The sequence below is a fragment of the Mycetocola sp. Y719 genome (genome assembly GCF_056713205.1).
Genome location: NZ_JBWYGY010000003.1, coordinates 163,660 through 177,147, shown reverse-complemented (window position 1 = coordinate 177,147; position 13,488 = coordinate 163,660). Strand labels below are relative to the sequence as shown.

The 13,488-nt window shown below is 67.4% G+C and carries 15 protein-coding genes; 10 read left to right on the top strand and 5 right to left on the bottom strand.

The window, feature by feature from the left end; translation table 11 throughout:
* Window positions 1-28: 28 nt before the first annotated feature.
* Entirely contained in the window at window positions 29-229 is a 201-nt protein-coding gene (locus AC1M0F_RS12780; protein WP_480238629.1) for a hypothetical protein, read from the bottom strand.
* A 116-nt stretch (window positions 230-345) separates the two neighbouring features.
* Between AC1M0F_RS12780 and AC1M0F_RS12775 the strand changes: the two genes are divergently transcribed.
* Together AC1M0F_RS12775 and AC1M0F_RS12770 are read left to right on the top strand one after the other, a co-directional pair.
* A complete protein-coding gene (locus AC1M0F_RS12775; RefSeq protein WP_480238628.1) occupies window positions 346-834 on the top strand; it encodes a hypothetical protein in 489 nt (162 codons plus the stop codon).
* Window positions 835-938: 104 nt separating this feature from the next.
* Entirely contained in the window at window positions 939-1,274 is a 336-nt protein-coding gene (locus AC1M0F_RS12770; protein WP_480238627.1) for a hypothetical protein, read from the top strand.
* A 14-nt stretch (window positions 1,275-1,288) separates the two neighbouring features.
* Here AC1M0F_RS12770 and AC1M0F_RS12765 read toward each other — a convergent pair whose 3' ends face one another.
* The 3 genes from AC1M0F_RS12765 to AC1M0F_RS12755 all read right to left on the bottom strand — a co-directional run bounded on the left by AC1M0F_RS12765 (window position 1,289) and on the right by AC1M0F_RS12755 (window position 2,379).
* Window positions 1,289-1,705, bottom strand: coding sequence for a four-helix bundle copper-binding protein (locus AC1M0F_RS12765; protein ID WP_480238626.1), 417 nt, complete (start codon window positions 1,703-1,705; stop codon window positions 1,289-1,291).
* Between the two features lie 80 nt (window positions 1,706-1,785).
* Window positions 1,786-2,100 (bottom strand): acylphosphatase, encoded by a 315-nt coding sequence (locus AC1M0F_RS12760; protein WP_480238625.1) that lies wholly within the window; start codon window positions 2,098-2,100, stop codon window positions 1,786-1,788.
* A 3-nt stretch (window positions 2,101-2,103) separates the two neighbouring features.
* A complete protein-coding gene (locus AC1M0F_RS12755) occupies window positions 2,104-2,379 on the bottom strand; it encodes a hypothetical protein (protein ID WP_480238624.1) in 276 nt (91 codons plus the stop codon).
* A gap of 173 nt (window positions 2,380-2,552) precedes the next feature.
* Between AC1M0F_RS12755 and AC1M0F_RS12750 the strand changes: the two genes are divergently transcribed.
* From AC1M0F_RS12750 to AC1M0F_RS12735, 4 genes are all read left to right on the top strand, one after another.
* On the top strand, window positions 2,553-3,125 hold the full coding sequence (locus AC1M0F_RS12750; protein WP_480238623.1) for an RNA polymerase sigma factor: 573 nt from the start codon (window positions 2,553-2,555) through the stop codon (window positions 3,123-3,125).
* 67 nt (window positions 3,126-3,192) lie between these two features.
* Entirely contained in the window at window positions 3,193-4,482 is a 1,290-nt protein-coding gene (locus AC1M0F_RS12745) for a hypothetical protein (RefSeq protein WP_480238622.1), read from the top strand.
* A gap of 59 nt (window positions 4,483-4,541) precedes the next feature.
* The gene (locus AC1M0F_RS12740) at window positions 4,542-5,387 is read left to right on the top strand and encodes an Fpg/Nei family DNA glycosylase (RefSeq protein WP_480238621.1); all 846 of its coding nucleotides are present in this window, start codon (window positions 4,542-4,544) and stop codon (window positions 5,385-5,387) included.
* A gap of 116 nt (window positions 5,388-5,503) precedes the next feature.
* Complete coding sequence (locus AC1M0F_RS12735; RefSeq protein WP_480238620.1) at window positions 5,504-5,983, top strand: Pvc16 family protein; 480 nt, start codon at window positions 5,504-5,506, stop codon at window positions 5,981-5,983.
* Between the two features lie 18 nt (window positions 5,984-6,001).
* Here the strand turns inward: AC1M0F_RS12735 and AC1M0F_RS12730 are convergent, their stop codons facing one another.
* Window positions 6,002-7,450: a SulP family inorganic anion transporter gene (locus tag AC1M0F_RS12730; protein WP_480238952.1), complete on the bottom strand. Its 1,449-nt coding sequence runs from the start codon at window positions 7,448-7,450 to the stop codon at window positions 6,002-6,004.
* A gap of 110 nt (window positions 7,451-7,560) precedes the next feature.
* Between AC1M0F_RS12730 and AC1M0F_RS12725 the strand changes: the two genes are divergently transcribed.
* The 4 genes from AC1M0F_RS12725 (at window position 7,561) to AC1M0F_RS12710 (ending at window position 13,398) form a co-directional block, all read left to right on the top strand.
* Window positions 7,561-7,878 carry a hypothetical protein gene (locus AC1M0F_RS12725; RefSeq protein WP_480238619.1) on the top strand — a complete coding sequence of 106 codons (318 nt, stop codon included), beginning with the start codon at window positions 7,561-7,563 and terminating at the stop codon, window positions 7,876-7,878.
* Between the two features lie 81 nt (window positions 7,879-7,959).
* On the top strand, window positions 7,960-10,446 hold the full coding sequence (locus AC1M0F_RS12720; protein WP_480238618.1) for a helix-turn-helix transcriptional regulator: 2,487 nt from the start codon (window positions 7,960-7,962) through the stop codon (window positions 10,444-10,446).
* Window positions 10,447-10,682: 236 nt separating this feature from the next.
* Window positions 10,683-12,125, top strand: coding sequence for a CCA tRNA nucleotidyltransferase (locus AC1M0F_RS12715; protein ID WP_480238617.1), 1,443 nt, complete (start codon window positions 10,683-10,685; stop codon window positions 12,123-12,125).
* A gap of 52 nt (window positions 12,126-12,177) precedes the next feature.
* On the top strand, window positions 12,178-13,398 hold the full coding sequence (locus tag AC1M0F_RS12710) for a trans-sulfuration enzyme family protein (protein WP_480238616.1): 1,221 nt from the start codon (window positions 12,178-12,180) through the stop codon (window positions 13,396-13,398).
* Window positions 13,399-13,488: the final 90 nt, after the last annotated feature.

Sequence of the window (13,488 nt, the reverse complement as noted above, 5' to 3'; positions counted from 1 at the left end):
GCAAGCTTACGCCGCGGCGTCTGCAGTGTTACTTGCGGGCTTTCGATATGTCGCGGCCGGCCTTCTTGGTCTGCTTGACGACTCCGCGGCGGGTCTTCTTGACCGTCGGGTCTTCCCAGAATTTCGTCACGCTGCCCTTGATGGCGTCGTAGCGTTCGCGGCCTGCCCGGGCACCGAGCAGATAAGCACCGAACGCGATCGCGGCGATGAACAGGAATCGTGGGCTCATGGTTGCTCCTCAGTCGTCTTTTCAGCGTGTGCCCCATCTTTTCGCACCCGGCAGGGGGAGCACAGGGGCTTGCGCTGCATCCGGATACGCGTAAAGGGCGGCGATAGCATGGTGCCGTGCCGTACCTCACCGCCTCCACTCGAGCCGCCATCGAACGGATCCTGGCCGGAGATGCCGCTGACCCGGCCCCGGGTGGGATCGACAGACTGCGCGCCATCCGTGTCCTCCTCACCGAGCTCGAGCAGGACCCTGCAACGCTGCAGGCCGTCCGCGACGCTGTCGCCGCCGGGTCGGAGTGGGACGAGGTCGCAGCGGCCGCCGGGTTGAAACCCGCGGCGGCGAAATGGCGCTGGCAGGGAACGGATGCCGAGATCGCCGAGCGCCACGAAGCAGGGCGCAAGCGATCAGCCCGGCCGAGCAGTGTGCCCACCGACCTCCCTGGCCTGTCGGTGGCCGAGGCGGCGAAACAGCTGGGTGTCAGCGCCCAGGCGGTGTACCTGCGGATCACGCGAGGGACCCTCAGGGCCGAGACAGTGCAACTGGCGGACGGGCGCTCATACAAACGTGTCTTCATCGACACGGATACCGGTGGCAGTGCGTCCTGAATGTTGCCCCGTGTGACGGACGCGAGTGACAGTACCCGCAACCCGACCTACCGTTGATGAACGCGCCGGAATCCGTCCGGCAGAGCATCGGGCAGGAGGTCAGGATGTCGAATCTCAAACCAGGAGTCGGGCAGGTCATGCAGTGCTCGAGCGCGGTGGGCGAGAGCTGCGACAAGGCCGGCCCCGGCCACGTGCTCCGGCCCTTGCAGGAACGAATCGCTGCGGCTACCCCGAGCAAATGGCGCGACGGCATCGTCACGTCGATCTCGGACGGCTGGCTCGCCGTGACCTTCGTCACCACGGGCGAAACCGCGTGGGCGTGGACCCATGCCATCCCTGCCGGTCTCACGATCGGACAGCCGGTCGCGCTGCACTCGCTGTATTCGACGCTGGCGTTCGGCCGGGAACGACTCAGCGTGCTGGTGGCTGCGGCCCTCTGACCGCCCGCAGCGGTCTAACCCTTCGGCATCGCGCTCATCGCGTCCATCATCTTCTGGCAGGCCATCGCGCACTGACGGCACGTTTCAGCGCACATCGCGCAGTCCGGGCTCATGTCTGCGTGGCTCATGCACTCGTCGGCGCACGCCATGCACATCGTCATGGTGGCCTGAAGCATCGCCATCATGCTCTCCATGTGCATGCCGGCTGGGCGCATCATCATCCGCATCATGGTGTTCGTCATGTCTGCGGTGTTCATGCACATGTTCATGCACATCGACATGCCGTCGCCCATCATGGTGCTCGCGCACATCGTGCACGCCTGCTCGCACGCCGAGCAGGCCTCGATACACTCGTGCATCATCATCATGTCCATGCCCTGCATGGGCATGTCCTTCTGGTGTGACTCCATCATCTGCATCGCCATGTTCATGGTGGTTCCCTTCGTCGAAATCGGGGTTTCCTCGCATGTTACGCCGCCGTCAACGACCTGTCAGCGGTGATTTTCACGACTTAACCTCGACGAAACCAGCCGGTCATCCCGCCGCGATCACCGGGGGCGATCCGGAAGCCCGGATCACCGCCCGGCGGTCGGTCGGTGACGTCGATTCCGTCGACGACGGCGCCGGGCGGGCCGTACCGAAGCGAGTCCAGCAACGCGTCCACAGCGGCCGGATCGCCTTCGAGCTCGGCTTCGACGCTGCCGTCCTCCCGGTTCCGCACCCAACCCCGAACGCCGAGTCGTTGGGCTTCCTCACGTGTCCAGTAGCGGAAACCGACGCCCTGTACCCGGCCGGAGATGAGGGCGTTGCGGCGGATGTCCGCCATCGCTCAGTCCTGGACGGGCACCGTCTCGTCGACGGCATCCGTGCCAGCTTCGCTGTAGTTCCCGGTCTGACCGGACGCTTTCGTCCCCCCGGCGTCGTCTGCACCGTCGACCGACGTGTCGGATGAGCTGAGTGTCGAGCCGTCGTCTGGCGGGTCCTCCAGCGATGACGAGGTGGCCGCCTCGTTCTTGTCTTCCTCGTAGCTGCCGTCCCTCGGGCCCTGGTCGGCAAGCGGGGGAGTCGTCTCGTTACCGTTGTCCGTGTCGTATTCCTGCTCCATGAGTGTTCCTTTCGTGGTCTGATTGCCGACGATACGCACCCGTGCCTGTGTGCTGCGATGCCTTTCGGCCGGTCCGCGTTCGGAGTAGCGTCGGTTCGAGGTCTCCATCACGCCGGGCGAAAAATGTGTGTCGCCCCGTGCAAGACGCGGGGCGGACGCGACATAGTTCTGATGTGAGGATCGCCAGCACCGCGGCAGCCGCGGACGTGACCGAGGGAGTGGCGATGCCCGACAGCGCCGACCCGCCAGCCGCGTCCGCTGACCCGGACTGGTTCACCGCGATCGTCCGTGAGCATTCGACCGCGCTCGTGCGGTATTTCGCCCGTCGTGGTCCGCGCCAGGACGCCGAAGATCTCGCCGCCGAGGTCTTCGCCACCGCGTGGCGTCGCCGCGACGATGTTCCCCGCGACGCCGTTCTGCCGTGGCTCTATCGCACCGCAGGATTCACGCTTGCCAACCACCGCCGCAAGACCTTCGACCTTCCGGTCGACGAGGTGCCTGAGTCCGGTGCTGTGCGCGTCGACGCCGATCCGGAACTGAACGCGCTCTTCGACGCGGAACTCAGGGGCGCGCTCGGGAGTGTGGGCGAGCGGGACAGGCAGATCCTGTTCCTGCATGCCTGGGAAGGTCTCAGCGGAGCGGAACTCGCCGACGTCCTGGGGATTTCCCGATCAGGAGCGGATGCTGCGCTCTCACGGGCCCGTAAGCGGCTTCGGGATGCCTGGGGTGAGCGGATGTCGTTCTAGACCGCTGCAAGATTTCGGTCGCCGCACACATATTCACAGGTGAACCGCTTTCCGGAGGCTGATGGACATGAACCACGACGACGACACGGACCCGATCGCGCGACTGCGCGCCGCCGACCCGGCTGGAGACGTCGTCCCCAGGGACGGGTTCGCCGACGGGATCGTCGCCAGGACGCTCAGCCCGGGGGCCTCGTCCGCGACGGGTCCGGCTCCCGTGTCGGACCTGGCCGCGGAGCGGGTCCGTCGCCGCCCACGCTGGATCGCGATCGCTGCCGTCGCCGCGTCCGTCGCGATCGTCGGTGCGGCCGGGTACGGCCTGGGAGCGACGACCGGGGGTGCCGACCTCGCCGGCGGAGCAGCTCCGCCGATCTCGCTGCAGACCGGGCAGAGTCCGGGCGGTATCACGGAGGACAGTCGAGAGCCTGCCATGGGCGGAAACGCGCTGACGGAGCAGAGCATGGATTCGTCCTATCCGCGCGGATACGGGCGGAACCACTTCAGCGCATCCGGCCTTGACACGAGCGAGGGCGTCGCAACGGCGTACGCCTTCGACCCCAGTCCAACAGTGAGCGCCGACAAGGTCGCGGCGATCGCGACGGCGCTCGGCCTCGCAACCGCGCCCGAACTGCGCGACGGAGTATGGGTGGTCGGCGCTCAGGATGGAAGCGAGCCCAGCCTCTCGGTCAGTCTCGACGGTGTGCTGTCGTTCTACTTCCACGACCCCCGGATCGACCCCTGGCAGTGCGAGAAGACCGGCGAGCCCTGCGAACCGACGGCTGAACCGCCCACCGAAGAGGCCGCCGTCGGAGCACTTCGCGCGCTCGTCGTCGCTGCGGGCCGTGACCCGGAGCTGTTCGAGTTCAATTCACACGTGTGGGAAGGCTCGGCTGTCCGGAGCGCTGAGGCCAGGCGGGTCGTCGATGGGCAGATCATCGACCAGGCGTGGTCGCTGGAGATCGCCGGCGACGGCGTGGTCAACGCGCAGGGGGCTCTCGCCGACCTCGTCGACCTCGGCGAGTACCCGGTGGTGAGCGAGCAGGAGGGCTTTGAGCGACTCTCAGAGCCCCGGTTCGGCAGCACCATGGCGATCATGCCGTTCGCTGCCGATCAGCCGATTTCCGTCACAGAGGGCGGAGCTGTCCAGGGCACACCCCCCGCTACTCCTTCGACAGGCACGTCGCTCTCCTGGCCGGTGAACAAGGTCGAGATCGTCAGCGTCCGGCTCGGTCTCGCCAGCCAGTGGCAGCCGGACGGAAGCGTGCTGGTTGTTCCGGCATACGAGTTCACCGACGCAGACGGAGGCACCTGGTCGGTCGTCGCCGTCGCCGAATCGAAACTCGACTTCGACTCCGAATAGCGCGAATCCGCCGGCGCCCGCCCTTCCCGGGTGCCGGTCGCTCGTGCAAAGCTGGCGTCATGCCCGAGTCTCCAGAGGTGCAGGCGCTCGCCGAAGATCTCAGTGAACGGCTTACCGGTCACGGGATCACCGGCGTCGACGTCCTGGAATTCCGAGTCACGAAGACCCGGACGCGTCCGCCGTCGTCGCTCGTCGGGAAGCGGGTGCGTGGGGTGTCACGCCATGGCAAGCATCTCGACATTTCCCTCGACGACTCGCACCTCATCGTCTCCCTTGGACGGCATGGCTGGGCGCGCTACGGCGACGGAGGCAGTGATACGCCGACGGATCCGGATGCCCCTCCCGCGTTGATCGCCTTTTCCCTCGACGACGGCGACGTCGTCGAGTTCACCGACGCAGGGGACTGGGTGTCGCTGGGCTGCTGGATCGTCGACGATCCGGCCGAGGTGCCTGCGATCGCGAAGCTCGGCCCTGACCCAGCGGAACCCGGGTTCGTCCGGGCGGACTTCGACCGGGCGATGGTCGGTCGCCGCAAACAGGTCAAGGCAGTGCTGCAGGAGCAGGAGTCGATCGCCGGCATCGGCAACGCATACTCCGACGAGATCCTGCACGCTGCGAAGATCTCGCCGGTCGTTCACGCCGCGACGCTGACGCCGGAAGAACTCGACCGTCTCTTCAAGAGCACGGTCGAAACCATCACCGCGGCCGTCGACGCGCGCCGAGGCATCCCGATCTCCGAATTGAAAGCCGCGAAGGTCGCCGCCATGCGCGTGCACGGCAAGGCGGGCGAGGTGTGCCCGGTGTGTGGCGGCATGATCCGCGAGTTCTCGTTCGCGAGCACGACGGCAGAGTACTGCCCGGTCTGCCAGACCGGTGGTGACCTGCTTCCGCTGAAGTCCGCTTGAGACCTCGGGTGCCGGAGCGTCTCGCAGGGTGTCATCGACGCCTTCCGGAGGAGCGGCGTTCGGAGTAGCGTCGGGACCACAGGCGGACAACGCCGCCACGGACATCGGAGTTCGCTATGCCGGCCCTTTCCTCATACGGTCAGGCGATCGCCTCGACCACTCTCGCCCTGCAGGACCTGCTTGCCGCGTCACCTGCCAAGCTCCAGGTGACCGCCCGCACACCGGATGCCGCGCGTGACGGGGTGTCGGGGGCATCCGTGAACCTGTTCCTCTACCGCGATGAGCTGACCGGGTACCGGGACGGACGGGAGCCACCCGGATCGAGCCACAACATCGCGGAACTGTTCTACCTGGTCAGCGCCAACGCTGGTGACACGTCGGACGCCGACGCCGTCAGCCATCGGGCGTACGGGACAGCGCGTGCCGTGGTGCAACAGCATCCGGTTCTGCTGGTGCCGCTGGGTGAGCAAACCGTCGACGTGCAGTTGCGCGGTCACTCCCTGAGTTTCGATCAGCTCACAGCCCTGTGGGCCGCCCTCGGAGCACCGCTCCGGCTGTCGTTCGGTGTGACAGCCACTTTCACGGTGAGCGGGTAAGCAGCCGACCGCAGGGGGCTACTCCAGCCGACCGGTCAGCCGGCGATGGAATGTGGTCGAACGTTCGTCGAGTCCCACGAATTCGACAGTCGCGCCGTGCGCGGCGTACTTGGACTCGACTGAGTCGAGCACTGCGACGGTCGACGCGTCCCAGATCTGCGATGCGCTGAAGTCGACGGTCACCCGGGAGGGGTCGACCCCGTACGAGAACTGTTCGACGAGGTCGTTGCTCGAGCCGAAGAACAGCGGCCCGGTCACCGTGTACCTGACAGAAGCTCCGTCGGCCGACGCGTCGCGGTCCACGCGGACCACGTGCGCCACGCGGCGCGCGAACAGCACCATGGCGAGGAGCACGCCAGCTGCGACGCCGACGGCGAGGTTGTGACTGACCACGACCACGAGAACCGTGGTGAGCATGACGATCGTCTCGGGGACGGGCATCCGTCTCAGGGTCGACGGCGCGACGCTGTGCCAGTTGACAGTGGTGATAGCGACGATCATCATGACGGCGGCCAGGGCGATCATCGGGATCTGTTCCATCAGGTCGCTGAGGACGGTGACGAGGATGAGCAGGAAGACGCCGGCCACGAAGGTGGAGATCCTCGTCCGCGCACGCCCGAGCTTCACATTCACAACGGTCTGGCCGATCATGGCGCAGCCGGCGATACCGCCGTAGAACCCGGCGAGGATGTTGGCGATGCCGAGCGCCCACGATTCGCGGCCCTTCGCCGACCTGGTGTCGGTGATGTCGTCGACGAGCTTCGCCGTGAGGAGGGTCTCCATGAGCCCGACGAATGCGACGCTGAGCGCGGTCGGCCAGATGATCTCCAGCGTCTCCAGGTTGAGCGGGACCAGCAGCGGGGTGATCCCTGGCAGTCCGCCCGCGATCTCACCCTCGTCGCCGACCGTCGGAACGTTGAGATGGGCGATCATCGTGATCGCCGTGACCACGACGATCGCCACGAGCGGCGCGGGGATCGCTGTGGTCAGCCGGGGCAGGACGAGCACGATGAGGATCGTCAGGGCGAACAACGGGTAGACGAGCCAGGGCACACCGAGCAGGTGGGGCACCTGCGCCGTGAAAATGAGGATGCCGAGGGCGTTGACGAAGCCGATCATGACCGACCGGGGGATGAACCGCATCAGCCGGGCAAGGCCGGTGACGCCGAACAGGATCTGGATGATCCCGGCGAGGATCACTGCAGGCAGCAGGTATTCGACGCCCTGCTCCTTCACCAGCGGGGCGACCACGAGGGCGACGGCGCCGGCGGCAGCAGTGATCATGGCCGGACGGCCGCCGAGGATCGACATCGAAATCGCGAGGACGACGGATGCCACGAGGCTGACCTTGGGATCCACGCCGGCGATGACCGAGAACGAAATGACCTCGGGGATGAGTGCGAGGGTGGTGACGACGCCAGCGAGTACTTCGACACTGAACGCCCGGGGATTGCGCAGGGTCTGCATGACCGTCGGCGCGACTGGTGTGTCCGCGCGAGCGGAATCTGCTGGAGGGAACGGCACCGTGCCACTGTATGCGTTCGCGGCTCGCGTCGGGCCCGTCCTACGATTGCCGGATGCCTTCCTTCCGCGTGACCCTGACGATCGGCGCCCTGCGTCCAGGCGTGCAACCGGAGGCGGTGCTGCCGTTCGCTGCCGACGCGACCGCGACACGGGCGGTCGTCGAGGCATCCGATCTCGCCGTCGTCCGCGGGGCCGCGCGCATCATCGTCCGGTTCACCGCTGACGATGCGGGGGTCGCCTGGCGGATCGGCCGCGACGTCGTCGGGGACGTCCGCCGGGTCGCCGAGCCTCTGGCCTGGACCGTGACGATGCGTGACGGCGGCCGCTGGTACCCGGTGCATCCGCCGGATGTCGATGACCGGACGGCGTGAACCGGGTCCCGTAACACCGGCTCGGCCTTCCCGTAATAGGGATAGCGGGATGCTTGCGCCCCTGCTTACCCTGAAGGTCACATGCCAGCAACCCGACTGCCCCCGGATTCTGCTGCCGTTGCCCCGGGCCTGATCGGACGGGACAGGCAGCTCGCCGGTGTTGCCCGCACAGTGGCCAGGGTACGCACCGGGCGCGCTCAGTTCGTGCTGATCGAGGGGGAGTCCGGATTCGGAAAGACCGCGCTGCTTCGGGCAGTGGTGGACACCGTCCGGCACTGGCCGTTGCGCTCAGCCGTCGCAGACGAGAACGAAACCGAACTGCCGTACGGGGTACTCAACCAGCTGCTCGCCGACGTCGACGCGCCGGAAGACCTCGACCCGCTCCTTGCCGGCGGTGTCGCCGCTGATGTTCCGCCGATGGCGGCGGGAGCGGCCCTGCTCCAGCTGATCGATACGAGCGAGGGAGCGACGTGTGTCACCATCGACGATGCACAATGGATGGACCAGCGGTCGGCTGAGGCGCTCTGGTTCGCCGGCAGGCGCTCCTTCCGGGACCGCCTGCTCATCCTGATCACCGCACGGCCCGATGAGACCGCGTTCCTGGAACGGGTCAGGCACCTGGTCGCCGATGAGGAACGCGGCGTGCGGCTCCAGGTCGGCGGGCTCACGGTCGACCACGTGTCAGCGCTGATCCGGCGGCGCACCGGGTTGCCGGCGTCACGCCGTCTGGCCACCAGACTCGTCGCTGCGACGGACGGCAATGCCCTCCATGTCCAGACCATCCTCAACCAGGCGCTCGCTGGTTCCGACCCGCTCGGCTCGCTCGACCGGTTGCTCTCCGGGACGCCCCCCGCGGCGCCCGGCTTTCGCGCGATCACCAGGGAAACGCTCAACGGGCTCAGCCCGGAGGCGCGTGCGGTGCTGGAGATCGTTGCCGTTCTCAACGACACGTCGACCGTAACCGACGTGGCCGCGGTGGCCGCGAACTACGGTGGGCACCGACTCGACACCGCGAACATCGACGAAGCTCTCGCCACCGGGCTGATCTGTCTGGCCGGCGACGACACGCGGGTGAGGATGCCGCACCAGCGCGTGCGGGCGGTCATCGTCGGTGACCTGCCGCTGCAGGCGAAGCGCGAACTCAACGCAGCGGCGGCGCAGGTGATCGGAGGTCACAGGGGACTCGTCCACCGTGTCCACGCCGCAGCCGGGCCCGATGATGTACTTGCCCAGGAACTCGACGCAGCAGCAGCCCTCGCCTCCGCCGGTCACGAGGTGGAGCGTTCCTTTCGCTACGCGCGGTGGGCGGCATCCCTCAGCTCCCGACCCGCCGACAAGGAGCGTCGCACCGTCGACGCCGGGATCTACGCGCTTTCCGCGCGACGCATCGGACTCCTCGTCCAGGCGGTGAGTGATTTCGAGAACCTCAGCGCCGGCCCTGAACGCGAAGTCCTCCTCGGTAACGCCGCCCTCGCCGGTGCCGACCTCGTCGCCGCGCGCAAGCACCTCCTGCCAGCCGTCTCGGCCGGGCCGCCCGCCACCGTTCGGGCCCACACGATGCGTGCGTCTGCGAACGAGACCCTCGCGCAGCTCGCTCTCAACGAGGACGATTTCGACGCGTGTCTGCACTTCGCCGCCGCCGCACTGGATGACATCCGTGAGCTGCCGGCCGACCCCGCTCAGCTCGGCGAAGGCGCGACGCTCGACATCGGTGAGATCGAGGGCAACGCGGTGTGCTGGCGTGCGCTGGCCACCTGGCAGCCCGGTCGCGGAGCTGGCGGCGTGAAGCGGATCAACGCACTCATCAGCAGGGCGAGCGAGACCGGTCTGCTGGCTGAGCACGGCATCCTCTTTCTCACCCGCGGCTTCATCCGACGTCAGCAGCTGCGACTCGCCGAAGCCATCGCCGACCTCGAGGCCGGAATCGCGCTCACCGACCTGGGTCGCCCCGAGCTGGCGCCGTACGGCCGGATCGAGCTTGCCCTCGCCCTGTTCAGGAACGGTGAATGGGATGCGGCTGCGACCGCAGCCGCTGCAGCGGCCTCGCTGGCGGAAGACGTCCAGAACCCGTGGCTGCACTCGACGGGGTTCGCCATCGCCGCCGTTGTGCCCGCCGCGCGCGGTGACCGCGCGACGGCGGAGGCCTGGCTTGCCGAAGCGGAGGCAGGACCGGAGTCGCTCCGCTCGGGTTCCCTGCGGCGCCTCGCGCTGTTCGCGCGCGTACTCGAAGCGAGGGCCGCGGGAGACACGGCGACGGTCGTGACCCTCTGCCGCAGGGCGATCGGCGCGGACCCGGAGAACTCGCAGATCGAACGTTCCTGGTGGGTCGAACTCCTCGAGGAGGCACGCCGCCCGGTCAGCCCGGCGCTCAGCGCCGATCCTCTCGCCGTGCTGAGCAGCAGGGAGCGCGAAGTCGCCCACCTCGCCGCACAGGGGCTGACGAACCGGGAGGTCGCCCAGAAGCTGTTCGTCTCGGTGAAGGGCGTCGAGTATCACATGGGGAATGTGCTGGCCAAGCTCGGAATCGCCTCCAGGCGCGGTATCCGTTCCATGATCGAGGGGAACTAGGGAGTTCCCCTAGGTTGCATCCGCGTCCCCTCCAGCACACTGGACAGAGTGGATCATACGGTGCACTGTTCTTGCGGGGCAGCTTGAACAGAACAGCGCATGAACCGCAAACCAACCTGTTCCCTACAGGAGGATTTTCCGGCACGCCGTTCTTCGACCGGTCGAAACGGCGTGCCGGGTAATCCATCACCGCCCGGCCCCAGGACCCGTCGCGGCGTCCCGCTACGATTGACCCCATGGTGAGCATGGCGGAGTCGTTGGTGCGCTTGTCGGAACTCGCCGCCTCCCCGGTCGTCTCGAAGGTGGCATCGGCGTTCGCCGACGCCGGCTTCGAACTGTCGCTGGTCGGCGGTCCCGTCCGTGACGCGATGCTCGGCCGTGTCGTGAGCGACCTCGACTTCACGACAGACGCGTCGCCTGACGAGATCCTCCGGGTCGTCACCCCGATCTCCGACGTCCAGTGGGACATCGGACGCGAGTTCGGCACGATCGGCGCCCGAGTCGACGCCGGTTCCGTCTCCGAGACCGTGGAGATCACCACGTACAGGGCGGATGCGTACGACGGCGTCACCCGCAAACCGGTCGTCGCATTCGGCGACAGCCTCGAAGGTGATCTCAAGAGGCGCGACTTCACCGTCAACGCGATGGCGCTGCGCATCCCCGAGGTGCGCCTCATCGACCCGTGCGGCGGCGTCGAGGATCTCATCGCCCACACCCTGCGGACGCCGAGCACGCCCGAGGTGAGTTTTGGCGACGACCCCCTGCGGATGATGCGTGCCGCCCGGTTCGCCAGCCAGCTCGGCTTCGTCGTCGACGTCGAGACGCAGGAGGCGATGGCCGCCATGGCCGACAGCATCCGGATCGTCTCGGTCGAGCGGATGCAGGTCGAGTTGTCGAAGCTCCTCTGCACCGACAACCCGCGCACGGGAATCGAACTTCTCGTCGAGTCCGGCCTCGCCGAGATCGTGATGCCCGAGATCCCTGCCCTGCGGCTAGAGATCGACGAGCACCACCACCACAAAGACGTCTACCAGCACTCGCTCACGGTGCTCGAGCAGGCGATCGGGTACGAGAAGTCGCGGCATCCGGGCGAAGCCCCCGACCTCACCCTGCGCCTCGCCGCGCTCATGCACGACATCGGCAAGCCGGCTACCCGGCGCCTCGAACCCGGGGGAGCGGTCAGCTTCTACCACCACGACATGGTCGGTTCGAAGCTCGCGAAGAAGCGCCTCACCGCGCTCAGGTACGACAACGACACGATCAAGGATGTCTCCCGGCTGATCGAACTGCACCTGCGGTTCTTCGGCTACACGGACGGTGCGTGGAGCGATTCGGCGGTTCGGCGATACGTCCGCGACGCCGGTCACCTGCTCGAACGCCTCCACATGCTCACCCGCGCTGACGTCACCACCAGGAACCGCCGCAAGGCCGACCGGCTCGGGTTCGCCTACGACGACCTCGAGAACCGGATCGCCGAACTGCGCGAGCAGGAGGAGATGGACGCTGTCCGTCCTGACCTGGACGGCAACGCCATCCAGCGGATCCTTGGGATCCCGCCGAGCCGCGAGGTCGGCCTCGCCTACAACTGGCTGCTCGAACTGCGACTCGACGAAGGCCCGCTCGGCGAAGAAGAGGCCGAGCGCCGCCTGCGCGCCTGGTGGGCCGAACAGGGCACGTAAGTCCCGTCGTCACAGGGCCGATCGGGCCGCGCAGGGGCAATAGCCTGAGATCATGACGAACTCGAAGCGCCCCGATAAGTACGACCCGTCGACCCTGGGTTTCCCCAGCCAGGCGGTACACGCCGGCAACGTGATCGACGCGGGTTCCGGCGCGATCCGTACGCCCATCGTCATGGCGAACTCGTACGAACTACCCGAGGATGCTTCCACCATCAGCTGGTCGGGAACCGACGTTCCGCTGTACACCCGTAACTCCGGCGCCAACCAGCTCGGGTTGCAGGCCAAGCTCGCCGCGCTCGACCACGGCGAGGACGCGGTCGCCCTCGCCAGCGGGGTCGCCGCGCTGCACGCCGTGTTCTTCACCTTCCTGAAGTCCGGTGACCACGTCGTCGTCGGGGATGTCACCTACGAGGCCATCTACCGTCTGTTCTCCGAACTCCTCCCCGAGAAGTACGGCATCACCGCCACGTTCGTCGACGCGGCGGACCCGGATGCCGTGCGCGCGGCAATCCGGCCGGAGACCGCGCTCGTGCACGTCGAGGTCATCGGGAACCCGACGACCAAGATCACCGACATCGCTGCGGTCGCGGCCATCGCTCATGAGGCCGGCGCACTGCTCAGCGTCGACTCCACCTTCACGCCTCCGCCGCTGTTCCGACCGCTCGACCACGGCGCCGACCTCGTCGTCCACTCGCTGACGAAGTACATCAACGGTCATGGTGACGCGATGGGCGGGGCCGTCATCGGTCGACGTGAGCTCATCCAGCCGATCAAGTCGGATGCCATGGTCGACGTCGGAGGCGTCATCTCTCCGTTCAACGCGTGGCTGATCATGCGCGGGTCAGTGACCCTTCCGTTGCGGCTGGCCCAGCACCAGGCATCCGCCCAGAAGGTCGCGGAGTTCCTCGACGCCGACCCCCGGGTGGCATTCGTCGCCTACCCGGGGCTGCCCGGGCACCCGCAGCACGAATCGGCGTCCCGCCAGTTCGACGGCGGGGGATTCGGCGGCATGCTCGCCTTCGCCGTCGACGGTGACGCGGCCACCCAGGACAGGTTCGTCTCCGCTCTTCGTGTCATCACGTCAGCCGTGTCGCTCGGCCACGACGAATCTCTCATCGTGCATGTGGCGGGCGGGGCGGATGCCGGTCCGAGGGTCGCCTTCTACCCGGAGGAGTTCCGCACCTGGGGGCACCTGCGATTCTCTGTCGGGCTCGAGGACACCGACGACATCCTGGCCGATCTCTCGGCGGCCCTCGACGCCACGTTCGGCTGAGTATCGGGCAGCCGTCCGACGAGTGGCGAGCAGGGATCGAGCTCATGACGAACGCGTTAAATTCTCACGTCTTTGAGTCAACCCCCTGAC

Excerpts from the sequence above, each read along its gene's own strand:
- AC1M0F_RS12780 (WP_480238629.1), bottom strand. The coding sequence starts at position 229 with ATGAGCCCACGATTCCTGTTCATCGCCGCGATCGCGTTCGGTGCTTAT.
- AC1M0F_RS12770 (WP_480238627.1), top strand. The coding sequence starts at position 939 with ATGTCGAATCTCAAACCAGGAGTCGGGCAGGTCATGCAGTGCTCGAGC.
- AC1M0F_RS12765 (WP_480238626.1), bottom strand. The coding sequence starts at position 1,705 with ATGAACATGGCGATGCAGATGATGGAGTCACACCAGAAGGACATGCCC.
- AC1M0F_RS12760 (WP_480238625.1), bottom strand. The coding sequence starts at position 2,100 with ATGGCGGACATCCGCCGCAACGCCCTCATCTCCGGCCGGGTACAGGGC.
- AC1M0F_RS12755 (WP_480238624.1), bottom strand. The coding sequence starts at position 2,379 with ATGGAGCAGGAATACGACACGGACAACGGTAACGAGACGACTCCCCCG.
- AC1M0F_RS12745 (WP_480238622.1), top strand. The coding sequence starts at position 3,193 with ATGAACCACGACGACGACACGGACCCGATCGCGCGACTGCGCGCCGCC.
- AC1M0F_RS12740 (WP_480238621.1), top strand. The coding sequence starts at position 4,542 with ATGCCCGAGTCTCCAGAGGTGCAGGCGCTCGCCGAAGATCTCAGTGAA.
- AC1M0F_RS12735 (WP_480238620.1), top strand. The coding sequence starts at position 5,504 with ATGCCGGCCCTTTCCTCATACGGTCAGGCGATCGCCTCGACCACTCTC.
- AC1M0F_RS12730 (WP_480238952.1), bottom strand. The coding sequence starts at position 7,450 with ATGCAGACCCTGCGCAATCCCCGGGCGTTCAGTGTCGAAGTACTCGCT.
- AC1M0F_RS12725 (WP_480238619.1), top strand. The coding sequence starts at position 7,561 with ATGCCTTCCTTCCGCGTGACCCTGACGATCGGCGCCCTGCGTCCAGGC.
- AC1M0F_RS12720 (WP_480238618.1), top strand. The coding sequence starts at position 7,960 with ATGCCAGCAACCCGACTGCCCCCGGATTCTGCTGCCGTTGCCCCGGGC.
- AC1M0F_RS12715 (WP_480238617.1), top strand. The coding sequence starts at position 10,683 with ATGGTGAGCATGGCGGAGTCGTTGGTGCGCTTGTCGGAACTCGCCGCC.
- AC1M0F_RS12710 (WP_480238616.1), top strand. The coding sequence starts at position 12,178 with ATGACGAACTCGAAGCGCCCCGATAAGTACGACCCGTCGACCCTGGGT.